This is a genomic window from Bacillus sp. S3, assembly GCF_005154805.1.
Lineage (GTDB): Bacteria > Bacillota > Bacilli > Bacillales > Cytobacillaceae > Neobacillus.
Genome location: NZ_CP039727.1, coordinates 1,267,835 through 1,285,378 on the forward strand (window position 1 = coordinate 1,267,835; position 17,544 = coordinate 1,285,378).

The 17,544-nt window shown below is 39.5% G+C and carries 16 protein-coding genes and 1 riboswitch; of the genes, 8 read left to right on the forward strand and 8 right to left on the reverse strand.

Features of this window, described 5'->3' with window-relative positions:
• Positions 1–28 precede the first annotated feature (28 nt).
• From FAY30_RS05990 to FAY30_RS06000, 3 genes are all read right to left on the reverse strand, one after another.
• Positions 29–664 (reverse strand): Bax inhibitor-1/YccA family protein, encoded by a 636-nt coding sequence (locus tag FAY30_RS05990; protein ID WP_223820911.1) that lies wholly within the window; start codon positions 662–664, stop codon positions 29–31.
• A 50-nt stretch (positions 665–714) separates the two neighbouring features.
• Positions 715–1,107, reverse strand: a complete 393-nt coding sequence (gene mscL / locus FAY30_RS05995) for a large-conductance mechanosensitive channel protein MscL (RefSeq protein WP_149869027.1) — start codon at positions 1,105–1,107, stop codon at positions 715–717.
• A 520-nt stretch (positions 1,108–1,627) separates the two neighbouring features.
• On the reverse strand, positions 1,628–2,899 hold the full coding sequence (locus FAY30_RS06000) for an MDR family MFS transporter (protein WP_149869028.1): 1,272 nt from the start codon (positions 2,897–2,899) through the stop codon (positions 1,628–1,630).
• Between the two features lie 190 nt (positions 2,900–3,089).
• On the opposite strand from FAY30_RS06000, the gene FAY30_RS06005 reads away from it, so the two are divergent.
• Both FAY30_RS06005 and hutH read left to right on the forward strand, forming a co-directional pair.
• A complete protein-coding gene (locus FAY30_RS06005; protein ID WP_149872620.1) occupies positions 3,090–5,279 on the forward strand; it encodes a DNA topoisomerase III in 2,190 nt (729 codons plus the stop codon).
• 314 nt (positions 5,280–5,593) lie between these two features.
• On the forward strand, positions 5,594–7,120 hold the full coding sequence (gene hutH / locus FAY30_RS06010) for a histidine ammonia-lyase (protein WP_149869029.1): 1,527 nt from the start codon (positions 5,594–5,596) through the stop codon (positions 7,118–7,120).
• Between the two features lie 34 nt (positions 7,121–7,154).
• Here hutH and FAY30_RS06015 read toward each other — a convergent pair whose 3' ends face one another.
• On the reverse strand, positions 7,155–7,355 hold the full coding sequence (locus FAY30_RS06015; protein ID WP_149869030.1) for a hypothetical protein: 201 nt from the start codon (positions 7,353–7,355) through the stop codon (positions 7,155–7,157).
• A 576-nt stretch (positions 7,356–7,931) separates the two neighbouring features.
• Here FAY30_RS06015 and FAY30_RS06020 point away from each other — a divergent pair.
• A complete protein-coding gene (locus tag FAY30_RS06020; protein WP_149869031.1) occupies positions 7,932–8,897 on the forward strand; it encodes a carbohydrate kinase family protein in 966 nt (321 codons plus the stop codon).
• A 271-nt stretch (positions 8,898–9,168) separates the two neighbouring features.
• Positions 9,169–9,260, forward strand: a riboswitch (cyclic di-GMP riboswitch).
• Positions 9,261–9,290: 30 nt separating this feature from the next.
• On the forward strand, positions 9,291–9,437 hold the full coding sequence (locus FAY30_RS06025) for an anti-repressor SinI family protein (RefSeq protein WP_149869032.1): 147 nt from the start codon (positions 9,291–9,293) through the stop codon (positions 9,435–9,437).
• 69 nt (positions 9,438–9,506) lie between these two features.
• Here the strand turns inward: FAY30_RS06025 and FAY30_RS06030 are convergent, their stop codons facing one another.
• Entirely contained in the window at positions 9,507–9,836 is a 330-nt protein-coding gene (locus tag FAY30_RS06030; RefSeq protein ID WP_149869033.1) for a helix-turn-helix domain-containing protein, read from the reverse strand.
• Positions 9,837–10,095: 259 nt separating this feature from the next.
• Here FAY30_RS06030 and map point away from each other — a divergent pair, with 259 nt between their 5' ends.
• On the forward strand, positions 10,096–10,845 hold the full coding sequence (gene map, locus FAY30_RS06035; RefSeq protein WP_149869034.1) for a type I methionyl aminopeptidase: 750 nt from the start codon (positions 10,096–10,098) through the stop codon (positions 10,843–10,845).
• 51 nt (positions 10,846–10,896) lie between these two features.
• On the opposite strand, the gene FAY30_RS06040 is transcribed toward map, so the two are convergent.
• Positions 10,897–11,121, reverse strand: a complete 225-nt coding sequence (locus FAY30_RS06040; protein WP_149869035.1) for a DUF1128 domain-containing protein — start codon at positions 11,119–11,121, stop codon at positions 10,897–10,899.
• A gap of 232 nt (positions 11,122–11,353) precedes the next feature.
• Here FAY30_RS06040 and FAY30_RS06045 point away from each other — a divergent pair, with 232 nt between their 5' ends.
• Positions 11,354–11,722, forward strand: coding sequence for a YtxH domain-containing protein (locus tag FAY30_RS06045; RefSeq protein ID WP_149869036.1), 369 nt, complete (start codon positions 11,354–11,356; stop codon positions 11,720–11,722).
• Positions 11,723–11,742: 20 nt separating this feature from the next.
• Positions 11,743–12,579, forward strand: a complete 837-nt coding sequence (locus FAY30_RS06050) for a YihY/virulence factor BrkB family protein (protein ID WP_149869037.1) — start codon at positions 11,743–11,745, stop codon at positions 12,577–12,579.
• 231 nt (positions 12,580–12,810) lie between these two features.
• Here FAY30_RS06050 and FAY30_RS06055 read toward each other — a convergent pair whose 3' ends face one another.
• Both FAY30_RS06055 and FAY30_RS06060 read right to left on the reverse strand, forming a co-directional pair.
• Positions 12,811–14,727 (reverse strand): heavy metal translocating P-type ATPase, encoded by a 1,917-nt coding sequence (locus FAY30_RS06055; protein WP_149869038.1) that lies wholly within the window; start codon positions 14,725–14,727, stop codon positions 12,811–12,813.
• 205 nt (positions 14,728–14,932) lie between these two features.
• The gene (locus FAY30_RS06060) at positions 14,933–16,108 is read right to left on the reverse strand and encodes an MFS transporter (protein ID WP_149869039.1); all 1,176 of its coding nucleotides are present in this window, start codon (positions 16,106–16,108) and stop codon (positions 14,933–14,935) included.
• Between the two features lie 154 nt (positions 16,109–16,262).
• Here FAY30_RS06060 and cax point away from each other — a divergent pair, with 154 nt between their 5' ends.
• A complete protein-coding gene (cax, locus tag FAY30_RS06065; protein WP_149869040.1) occupies positions 16,263–17,321 on the forward strand; it encodes a calcium/proton exchanger in 1,059 nt (352 codons plus the stop codon).
• Positions 17,322–17,544: the final 223 nt, after the last annotated feature.

A 17,544-nucleotide genomic window follows, 5' to 3' on the forward strand; every position in this document is an offset into this window, starting at 1 on the left:
CTTGGATAGTTCCAAGCTCCTTTTCCTATTAGTCTTTGCTATTAAGAATCCCGAAAATGCGCAGGATGCTGATGAATAGGTTAATAAAATCTAAGTATAAGCTTAGGGCCATTAATGGCACATCTTCTGCTCTTACACCGTAGTGTTTCATACGGCTGATATCGAAGAGAACATAGCCGCTGAATACGACTACCCCGATAAAGGAATAGGCAAGCATCCCGGTAGAACTTAGCGGGAAGAACATATTAAAGAGTCCTATCGCGACCATTGCTAGCAAGGCAGCAAGCAGGAATCCTCCCAAGAAAGAAAAGTTACGTTTTGATTTTGCCGCATAAATTGAAATACCGGAGAATACAACCGTTGTGGTGGCAAAGGCCATGATGACGACATTTGCCCCCGCAGTTGCTGCATAATAGGCGACAATGGGATAAAGCGTAATCCCTGAGATGAATGTGAAAATATATAAGAATGAATAAGAAATTGCTTTTTTTCGTCTAAAAAAGACAGCAGCGAGAATCATCACAAATTCCAAAATTGCTAGCGGTAAAAATAAGCTTGGTGGTACATAAACTCCTGCCATTGTCCCTAAAAAGGCAATCGCAAGGGATAAAGCAAACGTACGTAAGACGGAGGGCATATATTCTGTTGATGTTTGTGAATACAATTTTCTTCACCTCTAAAATGTTTTCTTATTAAAAATATACGATGAAGTGGTCAAGATGTTTCATTTTTTCTTAAAATTTCTCTTTCTTCTTTTAACAAATCGCGAATTTCGGCTAATAGCTCTTCACTTCGGTCGATCTTGGCGGGCACAGGAGCGGCCTCTTCCTTCTTTTTGAAGCGGTTGATGAACTTTACAAAAAGGAAAATCGAAAAGGCGATAATAAAGAAATCAACCACTGTTTGAATAAATTGTCCATATTTTATATCGAAAAAAGCAAGTTTCGAAAAGGAGTCTTCTTTCCCCACTAATAATCCTACCACCGGCATAATGATATCCTCAACTAATGAGGAAACAATTTTTCCAAAAGCCCCGCCAATAACGACCCCGACGGCTAAATCGATAACATTGCCTTTCATGGCAAATTTTTTAAAATCAGTCCACATGAAAAATTTCCTCCAAAACCATTCTATTTTTAAATTAATATTATACCCTTTTGTGTACCAATCAGCCAGATTTGAATACTTAAAAAGGTATCAGGCTGAAAAGAGCAAAAAAAAACAGCAAAGATAATATATCCCTACTGTAGCTTGCTTCCATATACTTTTATATTAAAATAAATACCTGTGGAAAATAATACGAGAAATGTAATAATGCCAGATAATGATGTTGGAGCCATGAATTGCGATAATTCCATTGATTCCACCGCCCTTTTAATATAAAACGTTTACAAGTTAATTATAATATTAAAAGAGGTAAATGTGAACAATTTAGTACAAATTTTTGACGAATTTCTGAACTTTTGTTGATAATAAAAAAGCACCAGGATCAATTTTGAGAATAGTCCAGCTACAGCGCCCAGCGGCTAGTAGACTTCGCTCTTCTCCCTACGATAAGTCAAACACGGATGCGCTCCGCTCTCCGTGTTTCCTTTATCTCAGTCGAAGTGCTCCAGTCTATACGCCGCTAAACGGGAGCTTCCGCTTTGTTTTTTTCAAACACATGAAACATTGCCCAATATAATCCTGCACTGACCAGTGCCAAAACGAAGAGAACAAAGAACGTCCAACCATAGCCGATCCAAACCGTCATCGGTATAGAAAGTGGTGCAATCGTCCGCGCAAGGGTGAATCGTAAGCTGGCGGCAGCGAAATACTGCCCCCTCATATGCTCTGGTGCGAGCTTAGAAACAAAGCTTTGCTGCAGCCCTGCACCCATTAATTCGCCAAAGGTAAAAACGGCCATGGCGGCGATTAAGCCCCAAATCCAATGGGTTTGACTGAAGATAACGATGGAACCGGCGTAGACAACTGAAGAAAGGACAAACACGTTTCTTTCATAATATTTTCCCATCCACTTCGTAACAAAAACGGTCATTAGCGCAACAAGTAAGCCGTTTTCAGCGAGGACAATGCCAAATGCCTGCTCACCACTAACGGTAAATGACCAATTGCCAACGGAAAAGAGGGGTTGATTTTTGACAAAGTCCTTCATGTAAACGGGAATTAATAAGTCTAATTGCATAAAGGTCTGTCCGGCCAATACCCCTGCAATAATAAAGAGCAGGAACGTTTTATCCTTTACAATAAGCCCATAATCCCTTAGTTGATTTTGTAAAAAGTAATACCATTTTCCATCACTTGATAGGGGGGCCGATTGTTGGAAAATTACGGTCTCCCTCGTCCATTTCTTAAGAATAAAACCTAGTAAAATACAAACGGCTCCAGCAAAAAGCAGCAGCTGAAAACGATAGTGGACATAAAAAATGGCCCCCAATATTGGCCCTATAACAACTGCTATGTTAATAGATGTATAAAAAATGGCAAATACACTGCTGCGATGTTTTTCTTCGACGACATCGGCAACCATCGCTTGACTTGCAGGCCAGTAAAAAGAACCAAACACACCAGCAACGGCAAACGAGATAAAGCCTAACCAGGGTGATTGAAACCAGGGAGAACTTGCCAGTGCAAAGCATAAAAACGAAAGCCCTTGACCGATTGCGGAAAGAACCATCATTCGTTTTCTCCCAAATCGGTCAGCACAATAGCCGCCCATAAGGTTGGCAAAAACGGAAAAAACCTGTGAAAAGACTAATAATAAGCCGGCTTTATTTTTGCCGAATTCCTCGGCAAAATAAATCGTCAAAAACGGAAAAAACATCCAAAAGGTGATGTTCATCATCGCTTCGGCAAACAAGCGAACCTTTAAATTTGTATCCCAATCCCTAATCCTCATTATGTATCCTCGTTTCGATAGTTTTGCTTCTACATCATACTATTCCGATGGAAGATTATACAAGAAAAATAGATAGGTAAAACGATGTATACCCATGTGACATGCCGGCATTGAAATTTTTGGAATTACTGAATCGATAAGCCTCTTATGATATATTTAACTAATGGAAACTCGAAAGGATGATTTATATATGGCAAAAAGTGTGGTAATTGCTGAAAAACCTTCTGTCGCACGTGATATTGCACGTGTGCTTAATTGTAATAAAAAAGGAAACGGCTATCTTGAAGGAAATAAATATATCGTTACGTGGGCACTAGGACATCTCGTCACGCTTGCTGACCCGGAAAGTTACGATGTCAAATTTAAAACATGGAATTTAGAAGATCTGCCAATGCTCCCTGAGCGTTTGAAATTGACCGTCATTAAGCAGACTGGAAAGCAGTTTAATGCCGTTAAGAGTCAACTGATAAGAAATGATGTGGTCGAAATAATCGTGGCTACAGACGCAGGAAGAGAGGGAGAATTAGTCGCACGTTGGATTATTGATAAAGCAAAAGTCAATAAACCGATTAAACGTCTATGGATCTCATCTGTTACCGATAAAGCAATAAAAGACGGCTTTGCAAACTTGAAGCCGGGTAAGGCGTATGACAATTTATATGCATCAGCTGTCGCCCGTTCGGAAGCTGACTGGTATATCGGTCTAAATGCAACTCGGGCATTAACAACTAGATTCAATGCACAGCTAAACTGCGGCCGGGTGCAAACCCCAACTGTTGCGATTATTGCCGGACGTGAAGACGAAATAAAAACCTTTAAAGCACAAACCTATTACGGTATCGAAGCGCAAACAACAGACCAATTAAAGCTGACATGGCAAGATGCAAAAGGCAACGGCCGCAGCTTTGATAAAGAGAAAATCGATGCGATTGTAAAAAAACTGGGCAGACAAAATGCGCTCGTAACGGAAATTGAGAAAAAGCCAAAGAAGTCTTTTTCACCTGGTCTTTATGACTTAACGGAACTGCAGCGCGATGCGAATAAAATCTTTGGTTATTCTGCAAAGGAAACGTTAAACATCATGCAAAAGCTGTATGAGCAACATAAAGTTTTAACCTATCCGCGAACAGATTCACGATTTATTTCGTCAGATATTGTTCCTACCTTACCAGAGCGTCTGAAGGCATGTGGAATAGGCGAATATCGCTTATTAACAAGCAAAGTGTTAAAAAAGCCAATCAAGGCTTCTAAATCCTTTGTTGATGATAGCAAGGTATCCGATCATCATGCGATTATTCCGACTGAAGGATACGTTAACTTTTCCGCTTTTACAGATAAAGAACGAAAAATTTATGATTTAGTTGTTAAACGCTTCCTGGCGGTATTATTCCCGGCATTTGAGTACGAGCAATTAACGCTCCGTGCGAAAATTGGTGAGGAAAACTTCGTTGCAAGAGGAAAAACCATTTTGTCGCTTGGTTGGAAGGAAGTTTACAATAATCGGCTTGATGAGGACGATGAAAATGATGATCTGAAAGAGCAGATTTTACCTCGGATCGATAAAGGTGATACATTAAACGTCAAACTAATTGCTCAAACATCAGGTCAAACAAAGCCGCCTGCTCATTTTAATGAAGCGACCTTACTGTCGGCAATGGAAAATCCAACAAAGTATATGGATACGAAAAACAAACAATTGGCCGAGACCTTAAAATCGACTGGCGGCCTTGGTACGGTAGCGACACGTGCGGATATCATTGATAAGCTATTCAATTCATTCTTAATTGAAAAGCGCGGCAAAGACATTCATATTACTTCTAAAGGTCGTCAATTGTTAGATTTAGTGCCTGAGGAACTTAAATCCCCGACTTTAACAGCCGAGTGGGAGCAGAAGCTTGATCAAATTGCCCATGGTAAGTTGAAAAAAGAAGTATTTATTAGTGAAATGAAAACCTACACAAAAGAAATTGTTACTGAAATTAAATCAAGTAATAAAAAGTATAAGCACGACAACATTTCTACAAAGAATTGTCCGGACTGTGGAAAGCCTATGCTTGAAGTGAATGGCAAAAAAGGAAAAATGCTTGTGTGCCAAGACCGGGAATGCGGTCATCGTAAAAATGTTTCTCGCACCACAAACGCACGCTGCCCGCAATGTCATAAAAAACTTGAGCTGCGTGGTGAAGGTGAAGGCCAAATCTTCGCATGTAAATGTGGATATCGTGAAAAACTATCTGCTTTCCAAGCGCGCCGTAAAAAAGAATCTGGTGGTAAAGTAGATAAACGGACTGTACAAAAGTATTTGAAAAACCAGCAAAAGGAAGAAGAACCTTTGAATAATGCATTAGCAGAAGCATTAAAAGGATTGAAGTTTGATTAACAGCATACTAAGGGGTTATTCATGAAGATGACATATCTTATTGAATAGCCCTCTTTTACGTTCCTTTTGTATATTATCCTGCTAAAGTGTTATCGTGTTAAAATTCAGAAAATTCAATTGACAAATAAGGTTTTTATCCCATACAATATTATCATTAGAATAGTTAATAGAATGGAATGATGACGAATGAGGCATCTCAAAAAATTAGATCAATATTCATTTGTTTTTATAAAAGAGGCTGGACTCCCAATCTAATGTGATTCGGAATCCAGCCTCTTTCTTTATTATACTAAAGTGGTAGAGGAGAGAGAAATGTGATAACACTTACAGGCAATAGTTTAACATTGGAACAGATGAAAGATATTTTATTCCGCAAGCAAAAGGTCAGTGCATCCGAGACTAGTATGGCGGCTGTCCAAAAAAGCCGTGAAGCTGTTGAAAGAATTGTTTCGGAATCGAGAGTAGTTTATGGGATTACAACTGGGTTTGGAAAATTTAGTGATGTGCTGATTGAAAAAGACAATGTCCAGGATTTGCAGCTCAATTTAATTCGTTCCCATGCTTGCGGAATCGGTGATCCATTTCCTGAGGTTGTGGCAAAAGCAATGGTCCTCCTTCGTGCGAACGCACTATTAAAGGGATACTCAGGAATCAGACCACTTGTCATTGAAAGACTTTTGGAATTAGTAAATAAAGATATTACTCCCGTCATTCCGCAGCAAGGGTCCCTTGGCGCAAGCGGAGACTTGGCTCCACTATCGCATCTTGCGTTAGTGCTGATTGGTGAAGGGGAGGTATTTTACAAAGGCAACAAAATGGAATCACTTGAGGCGCTTCAACAAGAAGGAATCCTCCCGGTCACATTAGAAGCGAAAGAAGGCCTAGCCCTAATTAACGGAACACAGGCGATGACAGCAATGGGTGTTGTCGGTTACTTGGAAGCCGAGCAGCTGGCACATGAAAGTGAATTGATTGCGTCGATGACAATTGAAGGACTGAACGGGATCATTGATGCCTTTGCAGAAGAAGTCCATGTGGCAAGGGGCTATCAACAGCAGATTGATACAGCAGCAAGAATCCGTATGTATTTAAGTGATAGTCTACTAACCACACAGCAGGGAGAATTAAGGGTTCAAGATGCTTATTCGCTCCGTTGTATCCCGCAAGTTCATGGTGCTTCTTGGCAGGCACTTGATTATGTGAAAGAAAAACTAGAAATTGAAATGAATGCGGCAACAGACAACCCGCTAATTTTTGATGATGGTGAAAAAGTCATCTCAGGTGGAAACTTCCATGGCCAGCCAATTGCTTTTGCAATGGACTTCATGAAAATTGCCGTTGCAGAATTGGCCAATATTTCCGAGCGGCGTATTGAACGATTAGTGAATCCGCAGCTAAATGACCTGCCGCCATTCTTAAGTCCTGAACCGGGCTTACAATCTGGGGCAATGATTATGCAATATGCGGCGGCTGCACTAGTATCTGAAAATAAAACACTTGCCCATCCTGCCAGCGTGGACTCCATTCCATCATCAGCCAATCAAGAGGATCACGTGAGCATGGGAACAATCGCGTCCAGACATGCGTATCAAATCATCCAAAATGTAAGGAGAGTCCTTGCTATTGAGCTTATTTGTGCAATGCAGGCTGTAGAAATTCGCGGGGTAGATAAAATGGCAAGTCATACAAAAATGTTCTTTGAAAAAGGGCGCGAACAAGTACCTTCCATTAAAAAGGACCGCATTTTCTCAAAGGATATTGAAAAAGCCGCAGAGTGGTTAAAGACCATTGAATTTTCACAATTTATCGGGAATTTAAGTATTGAAAAAGGTCAGTACTAAAAGCTAAAAGGCGTGAGAAATTCACGCCTTTTGATTATTCCATCTGTTCCGGCAGCAAGCGGGCAGTATCTCCACGCCCTTCGTCTTCCTCAATCCTATTTTTAAAGGCTTCCCGGGTAACTAGAAATTCCTCATCCCCAATCGCTTCCTTACCTTTCTTTTCCGTTAAGGTGTTATTTGGGAAATTACCAGGATGGTTCTTCTTTTTATGTTCAAAATGTTCACCGCGTGCCAAATTCAACACTCCTTTCGTCTTCGGATGTAGCATTCCCAAATAGACAAAAAAAAATAACTGATCAAAAAAAGCTGGAGATGAAGTGAACAACAATTTCACTTATCACCAGCCTTTGGCCGATAGGAAAGTATAACTTCCTATCAGGCATAAGTGCAACTACGCCTCTGTCTTCGCCAATCGGCGAATTTTCTTTATTTGTCGGGTTTGCATATTCGATCGAGAAAAAAGCCAGCAAATACAATAAACGCAATGGGAATTGAAAAGTTTAACACATGTATAACAGTCATAATAGTTTACACCGCCATTATTAGAACATTAATAATATTAAGTATATTTAAATGTTATTAATATTATATGCTAAATGTCACAATTTAGACAAATTTAATCCTCATAATAATTTTATTAGGACAAAACTTGTTCTCATGCTTGTTTTAGGGGATTTTTTTGCACTCGAACAATGTTTCCAATATTGTCCACAAGGATTTTAAGGATTAGTATCGTAATAATTATATAGTAGGGAATATTATTGCAATTCTGCCTTGAATCAAAAATGTTTCCAAAGGAGTTGTACTGACAATGAATAGACAGGAAACAAAAAAAGTTGATATTCTCTGTATCGGCGGTGCAAATGTAGATTGGAAAATACAAGCCCTTAAACCCTTAGCCCACGGTACATCAAACCCGGCCTTAAGTATGAAGTCAAGAGGCGGGGTAGCTAGAAATATTGCAGAAAATGCGGGGCGGATTGGATTGAATACGGCTTTATTAGCCTATGTTGGAGCAGATTCTGAAGGAGAATGGCTCCTGCAAAAAACTAAAAACTTTGTTGATGTAAGTCCCACAGAAATAATTCAAGGAAAACCAACGGGAACCTATACAGCGGTACTTGATGATGATGGTGAGATGGCAATCGCCCTTGCAGATATGACAATTTATAATGAAGTGCAAAAATGTTTTTTTGAGACCAATATGCACTATATTAAAAGTGCAAAAATGATTTTAATAGATATGAATTTTCCCGCAGAGGTAATTGCACAAGTTATAAATAGCTGTAAAAAAACAGACATACCAGTTTGTATCGCAACAGTATCTGCACCTAAAACAGCGAAATTACCTGCCTCTTTAGATGGGGTTACATGGTTAATTGCCAATCAAAAAGAGGCTGAAGCCCTGTCGAAAATTAAGATTACCTCTGAGGGGGATTTCTACCGTGCAGCCGAATTGATCTTGAAAAAGGGTGTAGAGAAGGTAGTCATCACAAGACAAGAGAAAGGTTTAATTTATTTCACAAGAAATGGAGAAGCCGGAGCCATTGTACCGCCAAGTATTCCGGTTGTGGAAGTAACTGGAGCAGGCGATTCACTTATTGCAGGAATTTTATTTGGTTATTTAAAAGGCCTAAGTACTGAAGATGCCTGTAAAATTGGCATCACCTGTTCAATGATTACTCTCCAGACAAGCGAAACAGTAAATCCCGAATTGAACCAACAGTTACTGCAGAAGGGATTTCAAAAATATTTCAGTAAGGGAGTAAGTTGTTAACGATTCTCCTTTACAAATTTTTATTGAAAGAGAGGGGATTCTCTAAATTCCCCTCTCTTTTCTTTTTCGGAATGAAGAAAAGGGAAAGGTATTTGTAGAATATTGGGATATTTTGGGTGAAAAAGTAGTTCGAAACTTAATAAAAATGACAAATTATAACACCCTGTTATAAAAGGACTAGATATAATGAACATATCATTTAGGTTTAAGTAAATTGACCTAGCAGAAGATAGTAGAAAATGGTATTCGGTAATGCTTAAGTTGGACTGAAAACAGAAAAAGGCAAACCTGTTGAAAAACAGGGACGCAAAGCCGAGGATCTAAGGTGAGTGCCATACTTGCTATGATGGCCGGGCTACCTTGAATACGAAATGTATTTTAGGAGTGAGATGAATGTTCATTACGAATAGTGAAGTGAATGTGATCGACCAGGAATGGGTGGCACTGATATTAGAAGCAAAGAAACTTGGAATATCAATTGAAGATGTACGGGAATTTCTTAATCAAGATTCGCTAGGAGAGCCTTCAGGTACATATTAAATGAAAAAAGCATTCTACAAAAAGTGACATTTTTTGTAGAATGCTTTTCTTCTTTAGACAAAGTTCTGATTAATCATTATTATTTTGATTTATTCTCCACTTATTAAATTCTAGGAAATCACGAAATTGGTCCTTGGAAACACCTGAGCTCATAGCTTCTTTGACAAGATTCATCCATTCACTATCCAGTGTATCTTTGTCGATTTGCTCATGGATTAAATGTTCAACTGGAAGATTTAATACAGCAGCAATTTTTTCAAGAAATTGGATGGAAGGATTTTTTTGCAAATTTCTTTCAAGGGAACTTAAATAAGATTTTGCCACTCCGGCTTGTTCTGCAAGTTCGGATAAGGACATCTTCTTTTCTAATCGAAATTTCTTAACACGGTCACCAATCATTGGCTTTCACTCACCTATTTTTAATATTAATATATTTATTCTACCAAAAAGAATGGAAAAGTACCATATTAAGAACAAGTGATTATTACAATATCATGAACATCTCGAAAAGACGTTTCAAAGTAGCAACAAATTTTGAAAAAATGAGCGGTTAGAGGTAATATAAAAAGTGTTGCCATCAGAGTCAAAAGGTATATATATGTGAACCAAATTGTTCAATATACATAAAATTAACCATAAAGGAAGGGGATTATTCTTCATGATTGTCCTTAAATCTCAACGTGAAATTGAAGCAATGAAAAAGGCCGGAGATATTCTTGCAGCGTGCCATAAAGAAATTGCAAAACTAATACAACCAGGAGTTACAACTTGGGAAATCGAGGAGTTTGTGGCCGGATTTCTCACTAAAAATGGAGCAACACCGGAACAAAAAGGCTACAAAGGTTATGAATATGCAACATGTGCAAGCATTAATGACGAAGTGTGTCATGGCTTTCCAAGAAAAGAACCATTAAAAGAGGGCGATATTGTCACGATTGATATGGTTGTTAATTATAATGGGGCTTTAGCCGATTCCGCATGGTCTTACGCAGTTGGCAAGGTTTCTGAGGAGACGGATCATTTATTAAAAGTAACGAGGGAAGCCTTATACAAGGGGATTGAACAGGCGGTTCCGGGCAATCGAATTGGAGATATTGGCCATGCCATTCAAGCCTTTGTTGAAAGCGAAGGTCTTTCTGTAGTCCGGGACTTTATTGGTCACGGGATTGGTGCGGTGATTCACGAGAAACCCGACGTTCCCCATTATGGACTGCCTGGAAAAGGGGCAAGAATTAAAGAGGGCATGGTATTTACGATTGAACCGATGGTGAATATCGGCAGATACCAAACAAAGATGGATGGCAATGGCTGGACGGCAAGGACATTCGACGGTAAATATTCAGCACAATATGAGCATACAATAGCCATTACAAAGGATGGCCCGATTATTTTAACCGAACAGAATTAAACCATTAAGAACCCCCGTTGTTTATGTTAATAACGGGGGTTCTTAATGGTTTTACTTCTTTCTCAAACTCCCTAGTTCCTCTACCAGTGCCTGCATTTCATTCGGGCTAAACGAATTCTTTTTAAGGACCATTTCATAAATTTCCTTTAATTCTTCATACATTTCTTCGTCAAAGTGTGAAGGCTTTATGGCCCCAAGATTTAGCACCTTTAATTTTTCCTTTATTTGTTCAATCATATATTCGACATTTTCAACAGATTTTTCTGATAAGTTCATTTCGGGCACCCTTTCCGAATTAATATTCTCATCTTTTCATGTAAAAAAGTATCTGTCAATATAAACTTATCCATGAGTTTAGTTTAACCAAAGATAGGGAAATAAAAGGTAGTATAGTGGGACTTGCATCAGAATGCCGGATAAAGCAAAATAAATGGTAAGAATACATATTGGTATTATTTTCTTATAGAATCGACCCATGATATTTATCATGGTGGAAGGAGAGTTTAAGATGACGAGGAAAAATCAATTTTGGAAGGGGATCCTGCTTGGGGCCCTTGCAGGTGGGGCTATTAGTTTATTAGACAGACAAACACGTGAGGCTATGAAGGAAAATATTCAAAAAACATCTTGTAAGGTTGCCTATATCGTCCGTAATCCCGGAGAAGTCTCAGATAAAGTAAAGGGGACGGCGGCGAAAATCAAGATAGCCTATGAACAAATGAGTGAAGATATTTCCTATATTACAGATAAAGTGGAGGAATTGAAGGAGTTAACACCACAAGTTACAGACATTCTAAAAGAAACAAAGGAAACATTTACTGGGCATGAACAAACAGACTTGTTAGAAGAAGTGCTAGGGGAAGGGGAAAAAATATAAAGTAAAGGAGGAGGTAGCAAATGGGCAAAGAAATTAATGTACGCTCGTCATTGATAAGGCTGCTTTGGCATCGGATTGAAGAAGATGACTTGCCGGGATTAAGTGCGCAATTGGCCTACTTTTTTCTTCTTTCCTTGTTCCCGCTTCTGATCGTCATATTTACCCTATTACCATATTTTCCGATTCCACATCAAGATATGCTTGGGATGCTTCGAGATTTTGCACCAGAGGAAGCCATGAAGCTAATTGAAAAGAATATTAATGATATCATGGATCATCGAAATGGCGGATTGCTTTCGTTCGGGATTATCGGGACTATCTGGTCGGCTTCAAATGGGATAAATGCAGTCGTGAGAGCTTTTAATAAAGCCTATAATGTCAAGGAAAGCCGCTCGTTCATTGTCTCACGAGGGATGGCTATTCTTTTAACCTTTGGAATGATTTTTGTCTTTCTCCTTGCGATTGTTCTACCGGTATTTGGCAGGGAAATTGGCCTTTTCCTATTTTCAAAATTAGGTTATACATCGGAATTTATCAGGCTTTGGAATGCATTAAGCTGGCTTGTTAGCGCGATTATTTTATTCCTTATTTTTACAGGGTTGTATTGGATTGCGCCAAATGTGAAACTAGGCTGTCGCAGTGCATTTCCGGGAGCTGCATTTGCTACATTTGGCTGGATTCTTTCATCGCTGGGGTTATCTTTTTACGTCGGAAATATTAGTAACTATTCGCTTACCTATGGCAGTATCGGGGCGATTATCATTTTAATGATTTGGTTGTATTTATCTGCCTTCATTATAATTTTAGGTGGAGAAATCAATGCCTATTATAGTGAAAAAAATCGGTCGAACTGCTAATACTTACCTTCATGAAAATAAATCATTCGTTCAAACTATGATGGAGGGGCAACCCACTATTAAGGGAGGTTTTTTTACGATGACGAAGCAAACTAAAAAAGACGGCGGTACAAAGCAAAAGGGTAAGGGCAGTAAAGGGAATAAAACATCAGGTTCAGCAAACGGTTCTAACGGATACCATTAAGAGGGATTCAGCAAATAAAGAAAAAAGGCTGGGTAAACACCCGGCCTTTATGATTTTAATAACCGCAGACTATTTAGGATGACTAGGATCGTGCTGCCTTCATGACCGATCACTCCATATGGCAAATCAAGTATCTGGAAGAAATTCGATGAAATTAACACCGCAATCACCGTGATGGAGAAAATGACATTTTGTTTAATAATTTTGTTCATTCGTTGTGAAAGGCGAACGGCCTCGGCAATTCTAGGTAAATCGTTTTTCATCAGGACAATATCCGCTGTTTCAAGAGCTACGTCTGTTCCTTCTCCCATTGCGATCCCTACATTGGCTATGGCCAATGCAGGTGCATCATTAATGCCATCGCCCACCATTGCCACTGTTTTATATTTCTTTTTTAATTGTTTCAGTTTTTCTACTTTATCTTCCGGAAGACATTCAGCAAAAAATTCATCCACATGACTTTCGGATGCAATCACACGCGCTGTTTTTTCGCTATCTCCCGTTAGCATCACTGTTCGAATACCTTGTTTCTTTAAATGGTCAATAGCAAGCTTTGTTTCCTTACGAACAACATCCTTCATCGCAATCATTGCACTTAGTTCGCCGTTAATTTCAATAAATACTAGTGTGTTACCAAGGTTTGCAAGGTCCCTGGCTTTTCCGTCGGCGAATCTGTCAACATTATCTTTTCCGACAAAAGCTGCTTTCCCAATCTTCCATTGTTCTCCGTTCAATTCTGCTTTAATACCCCAGCCAGGGATATCCTCAAGGCTGTCTGGATGGAAGAGTTCTTTGTTTATATGCTGCTTCGCATATTTGACGATAGCTTGTGCCAAAGGGTGGTTCGAATGGTTTTCAATTGAAGCAGCTTGCCAAATCAGTGTTTCTTTTTCAAGCCCCTCTTTTACAATCACTTCGGTGACTTCTGGTTTCCCTTTTGTCAGCGTGCCTGTTTTATCAAAAGCAATGGCTTCCAAATGACTTAAATTTTCAAGATGAACGCCGCCTTTTACTAAAATTCCGTGCCTAGCGCCATTTGAGATGGCCGATAATGTAGCAGGCATGATGGAAGCAACAAGGGCACAGGGAGAGGCAACAACTAATAAAATCATCGCACGATAAAAGGCTTCATGCCAGCTCCAGCCAAGTAAAAAGTACGGCAGGAACATCATAGCAATGACGACCAACAGGACTACCTTAACGTAGGTTCCTTCGAACCTTTCAATGAAAAGCTGTGATGGCGACTTTTCACTTTGCGCCGATTGAACGAGCTGAATGATTTTATGAAAAAGAGTATCATGGCTCGCTTTAGTCACTTGAACGGTAATGGAACCTGTCATATTAACAGTTCCGGCGAAAACCTCAGCTTCCTCACCTTTGGATACAGGCATGGATTCCCCCGTTATGGCTGCTTCATCAATATTGGTTTGTCCCTTGAAAATCATTCCGTCTGAAGGGACTCGCTCCCCCGGTTTAATGAGAATATGATCCCCGACTTGAAGCTCAGAAACGGAAACCCGTTTTTCGACTCCATTTGTGATAAGCAATGCCTCTTCCGGCTGCAGCTCCATCAATGAAGAAATTTCTTTGTGGCTTTTATTCATTGTGTATGTTTCCAAGGCACCGCTGACAGCAAAAATAAAGATGAGTATAGCCCCTTCGGTCCAGTAGCCAATAATGGCTGAGCCAACAGCTGCAAAAATCATCAGCATCTCCACGTTGAGTTCTTTATTTTCATAGGTGGCCTCAATGCCTTCTTTTGCTTTGGCAAATCCGCCAATGACAAATGCCAGCAGGTAGGCAATGATGGAGTCGGCGCCATTCCCATATTTATCAAAAAGCCAGCCGGCAAGAATCAACGCACCACTCAACCCAGCAGCAATCAATTCGGCATGTGGTTTAATTTTTTCAATCATACTGACCTTCTGGATCCCCTTGGCAAGAGCTTTTGCTTCTGTATTCATTGTTTCTCCCCCTCGTTTCTAATTGAGAAAAATAATCAACCTCACTACCCCTAAAAAACACGAAAGCTGTCATCAAAAGTGATGACAGCAAAATCTCTCAATTCATATTTATTTAATTTCATCTTACCACACATACTATGCTTTAGAAATGTATTTGCTTCAAATAAAGAAGAGGGATGCAGGAAAGCATGCTTCCTTTCAAAAATTAATCCTTTGACGTAACCAAAGACATCTCTTTATTTAACGTGAGGGTTAAAAAGATAATAAAAAATAATGTACTGATAATATGAAAGAAACTTATATTTTTAAAGTACTGGATAAAAAATCCTCCTAAGGTTGGGCCGATTAAACTGCCTAAACTAAAAAAGATGCCGCACATTAAATTTCCAGTTGGGAACAAGTTTTTCGGCATTAAGTCTGCCATATAGGAAATGCCAAGTGAGAAAGTTGAACCAACAAACATTCCGGCGACAAATAAACAGACTGCTAGCAACAAGAAGGATTGCTCCAAGAAACTCGCTGCTGTAAAGCAAATGGAACCAAGGAATAGGATGGTAATTAGAATGGTTCTGCGCCCGAATTTATCACTCAACATCCCTAATGGAAGCTGGAATACAATTGCTCCGATCGCAAAGGAAGCTAAGAGAACCGAAACACTCTTCACATCAAGGCCAATCCTTAAAGCATATACCGGAAAACTTCCATTTAAAGAGGACTCTAACATACCATATGCAAGCGGTGGCAGAAAAGCTGCCCAGCCATACTTCCAGGCTTGCGAAAATCGTTTTAAAGTGGCAGAGAATGAATGAACCATTATTTCCTGATCCGGATATTCGTTTTTAAGAGCAAATAAAAAGACCCATCCTGCCAAACATAAAACAGAGGATAACATAAAAGGAAGCGCCACGTTCACATTTACAAGCGGTGTCATTAATGGTCCCGTCGCAAACCCTATCCCAAAAAACAAGCCATATAGAGAAAGATTTCTCCCCCGCCTTTTTGCTGGGGAAAAAGACGTAATCCATGTCTGCGTTCCGAAATGTAAGGCATGGTCACCAATACCGATGAAAAGACGCAGAATAAACCAAAACCAGAATGTTTTCCATAACGGAAATAATGCTAATGAAACAATCACCAGCAAGCCCCCAAAAATGATAACCGGCTTATAACCAAATTTTCTTAGTGGCTGCTCCATAAATGGGGATACTAAAAGAATTCCTATATAAAGTGCTGTCGCATTTAATCCGTTTAAGGATGACGAAACCCCGCTGTGTTCGAGAATCACGGCTATCAAAGGAAGAAGCATACCTTGGCTGAAACCTGAGACAGCCACAATACTGACTAAAATCCAAAATCTAAAATTTGTGCTGACATTTATCATTTTTTACCTCATACGAAAATAAATTTGTTGGGTATCAACTATGTAATTATAACAAGTAACAAGCTTTTTCGGCCATAAGGTAAATTTTGCTGCATGTAGAAACAACATATAGGGTAGAAAAAAGAAGAGATAGAAAAGAAATGGAGGGAATCCAGTGACTAATAAAATCTTTATGCTGCTGACGTTTATTGGGGTTCCAGTTTCTGTGATTGGGACACTGATGCATTGGCCGAGTATCATTCTATTTATAATTTACTGTCTAACCATTATTGCATTATCCAGCTACATGGGAAGAGCAACCGAAAGTCTTGCTATTGTGGCAGGACCGCGAATTGGCGGACTATTAAATGCCACTTTTGGAAATGCGGTTGAGCTCATCATTTCCATTTTTTCTTTAAAGGCAGGATTAGTAGGAATAGTCTTGGCTTCTTTAACTGGCTCTGTATTAGGAAACCTGCTTCTGGTTGCCGGACTTTCCTTTTTTGTCGGCGGACTCAAATTTAAACGCCAGAAATTTAATGTGTTCGATGCACGGCATAATTCCGGGCTGCTCATGTTTGCAGTGATTATTGCTTTTGTCATTCCAGAGGTATTTTCAATGAATATGAATGAAACAAAGACTCTGTCCTTAAGTATTGGGATATCGGTGATCCTAATTCTCCTATACCTAGCAGCATTATTTTTTAAACTTGTCACCCATCGAGGAGTATATCAGTCTGCTATAGAAACTGCTCCTCACGAGGGAGAGGAACCGGAATGGGGCAAGGGCAAAGCAATTGCAGTTCTTTTGGTTGCAACGCTCGCAGTTGCCTATATTTCCGAGCACCTTGTTCATACCTTTGAGTACGTAGGGAAGACGTTCGGCTGGTCCGAGCTCTTTATCGGGGTAATCATTGTTGCTATCGTCGGAAATGCAGCTGAACACGCCTCGGCCGTGCTAATGGCATATAAAAATAAAATGGATATCGCTGTGGAAATTGCAATTGGATCCACCTTACAAGTGGCAATGTTTGTCTTGCCCGTACTAGTCCTTCTCTCGCTCTTTTTTGACACGTCCATGCCGCTCTTATTCAGCTGGCAGGAATTAATTGCAATGGTCTCATCCGTACTTTTGATGGTCGTCATCTCAAACGACGGAGAATCCAACTGGTTCGAAGGACTAACCCTACTCGCAGCCTACATCATCATGGGCATTGGATTTTTTCTTCTATAATCAGATACAGGATAAAATAAAGACTCTAAGCCATATAGCTTAGAGTCTCTTTGTTGCTAAAGCGGTTTCATTTTTTTGAAAATGTACGGGGTATATCTTCTTTGCTGTGCTATAATGAATCAGCACTATTATATAAGGGTTAATAATTCAATCGCTTTCTTTGGGATCATCAATCACCAACCTTCATGTTTAGTTTGAACCAAGAAAACACGAGTGTTGAATT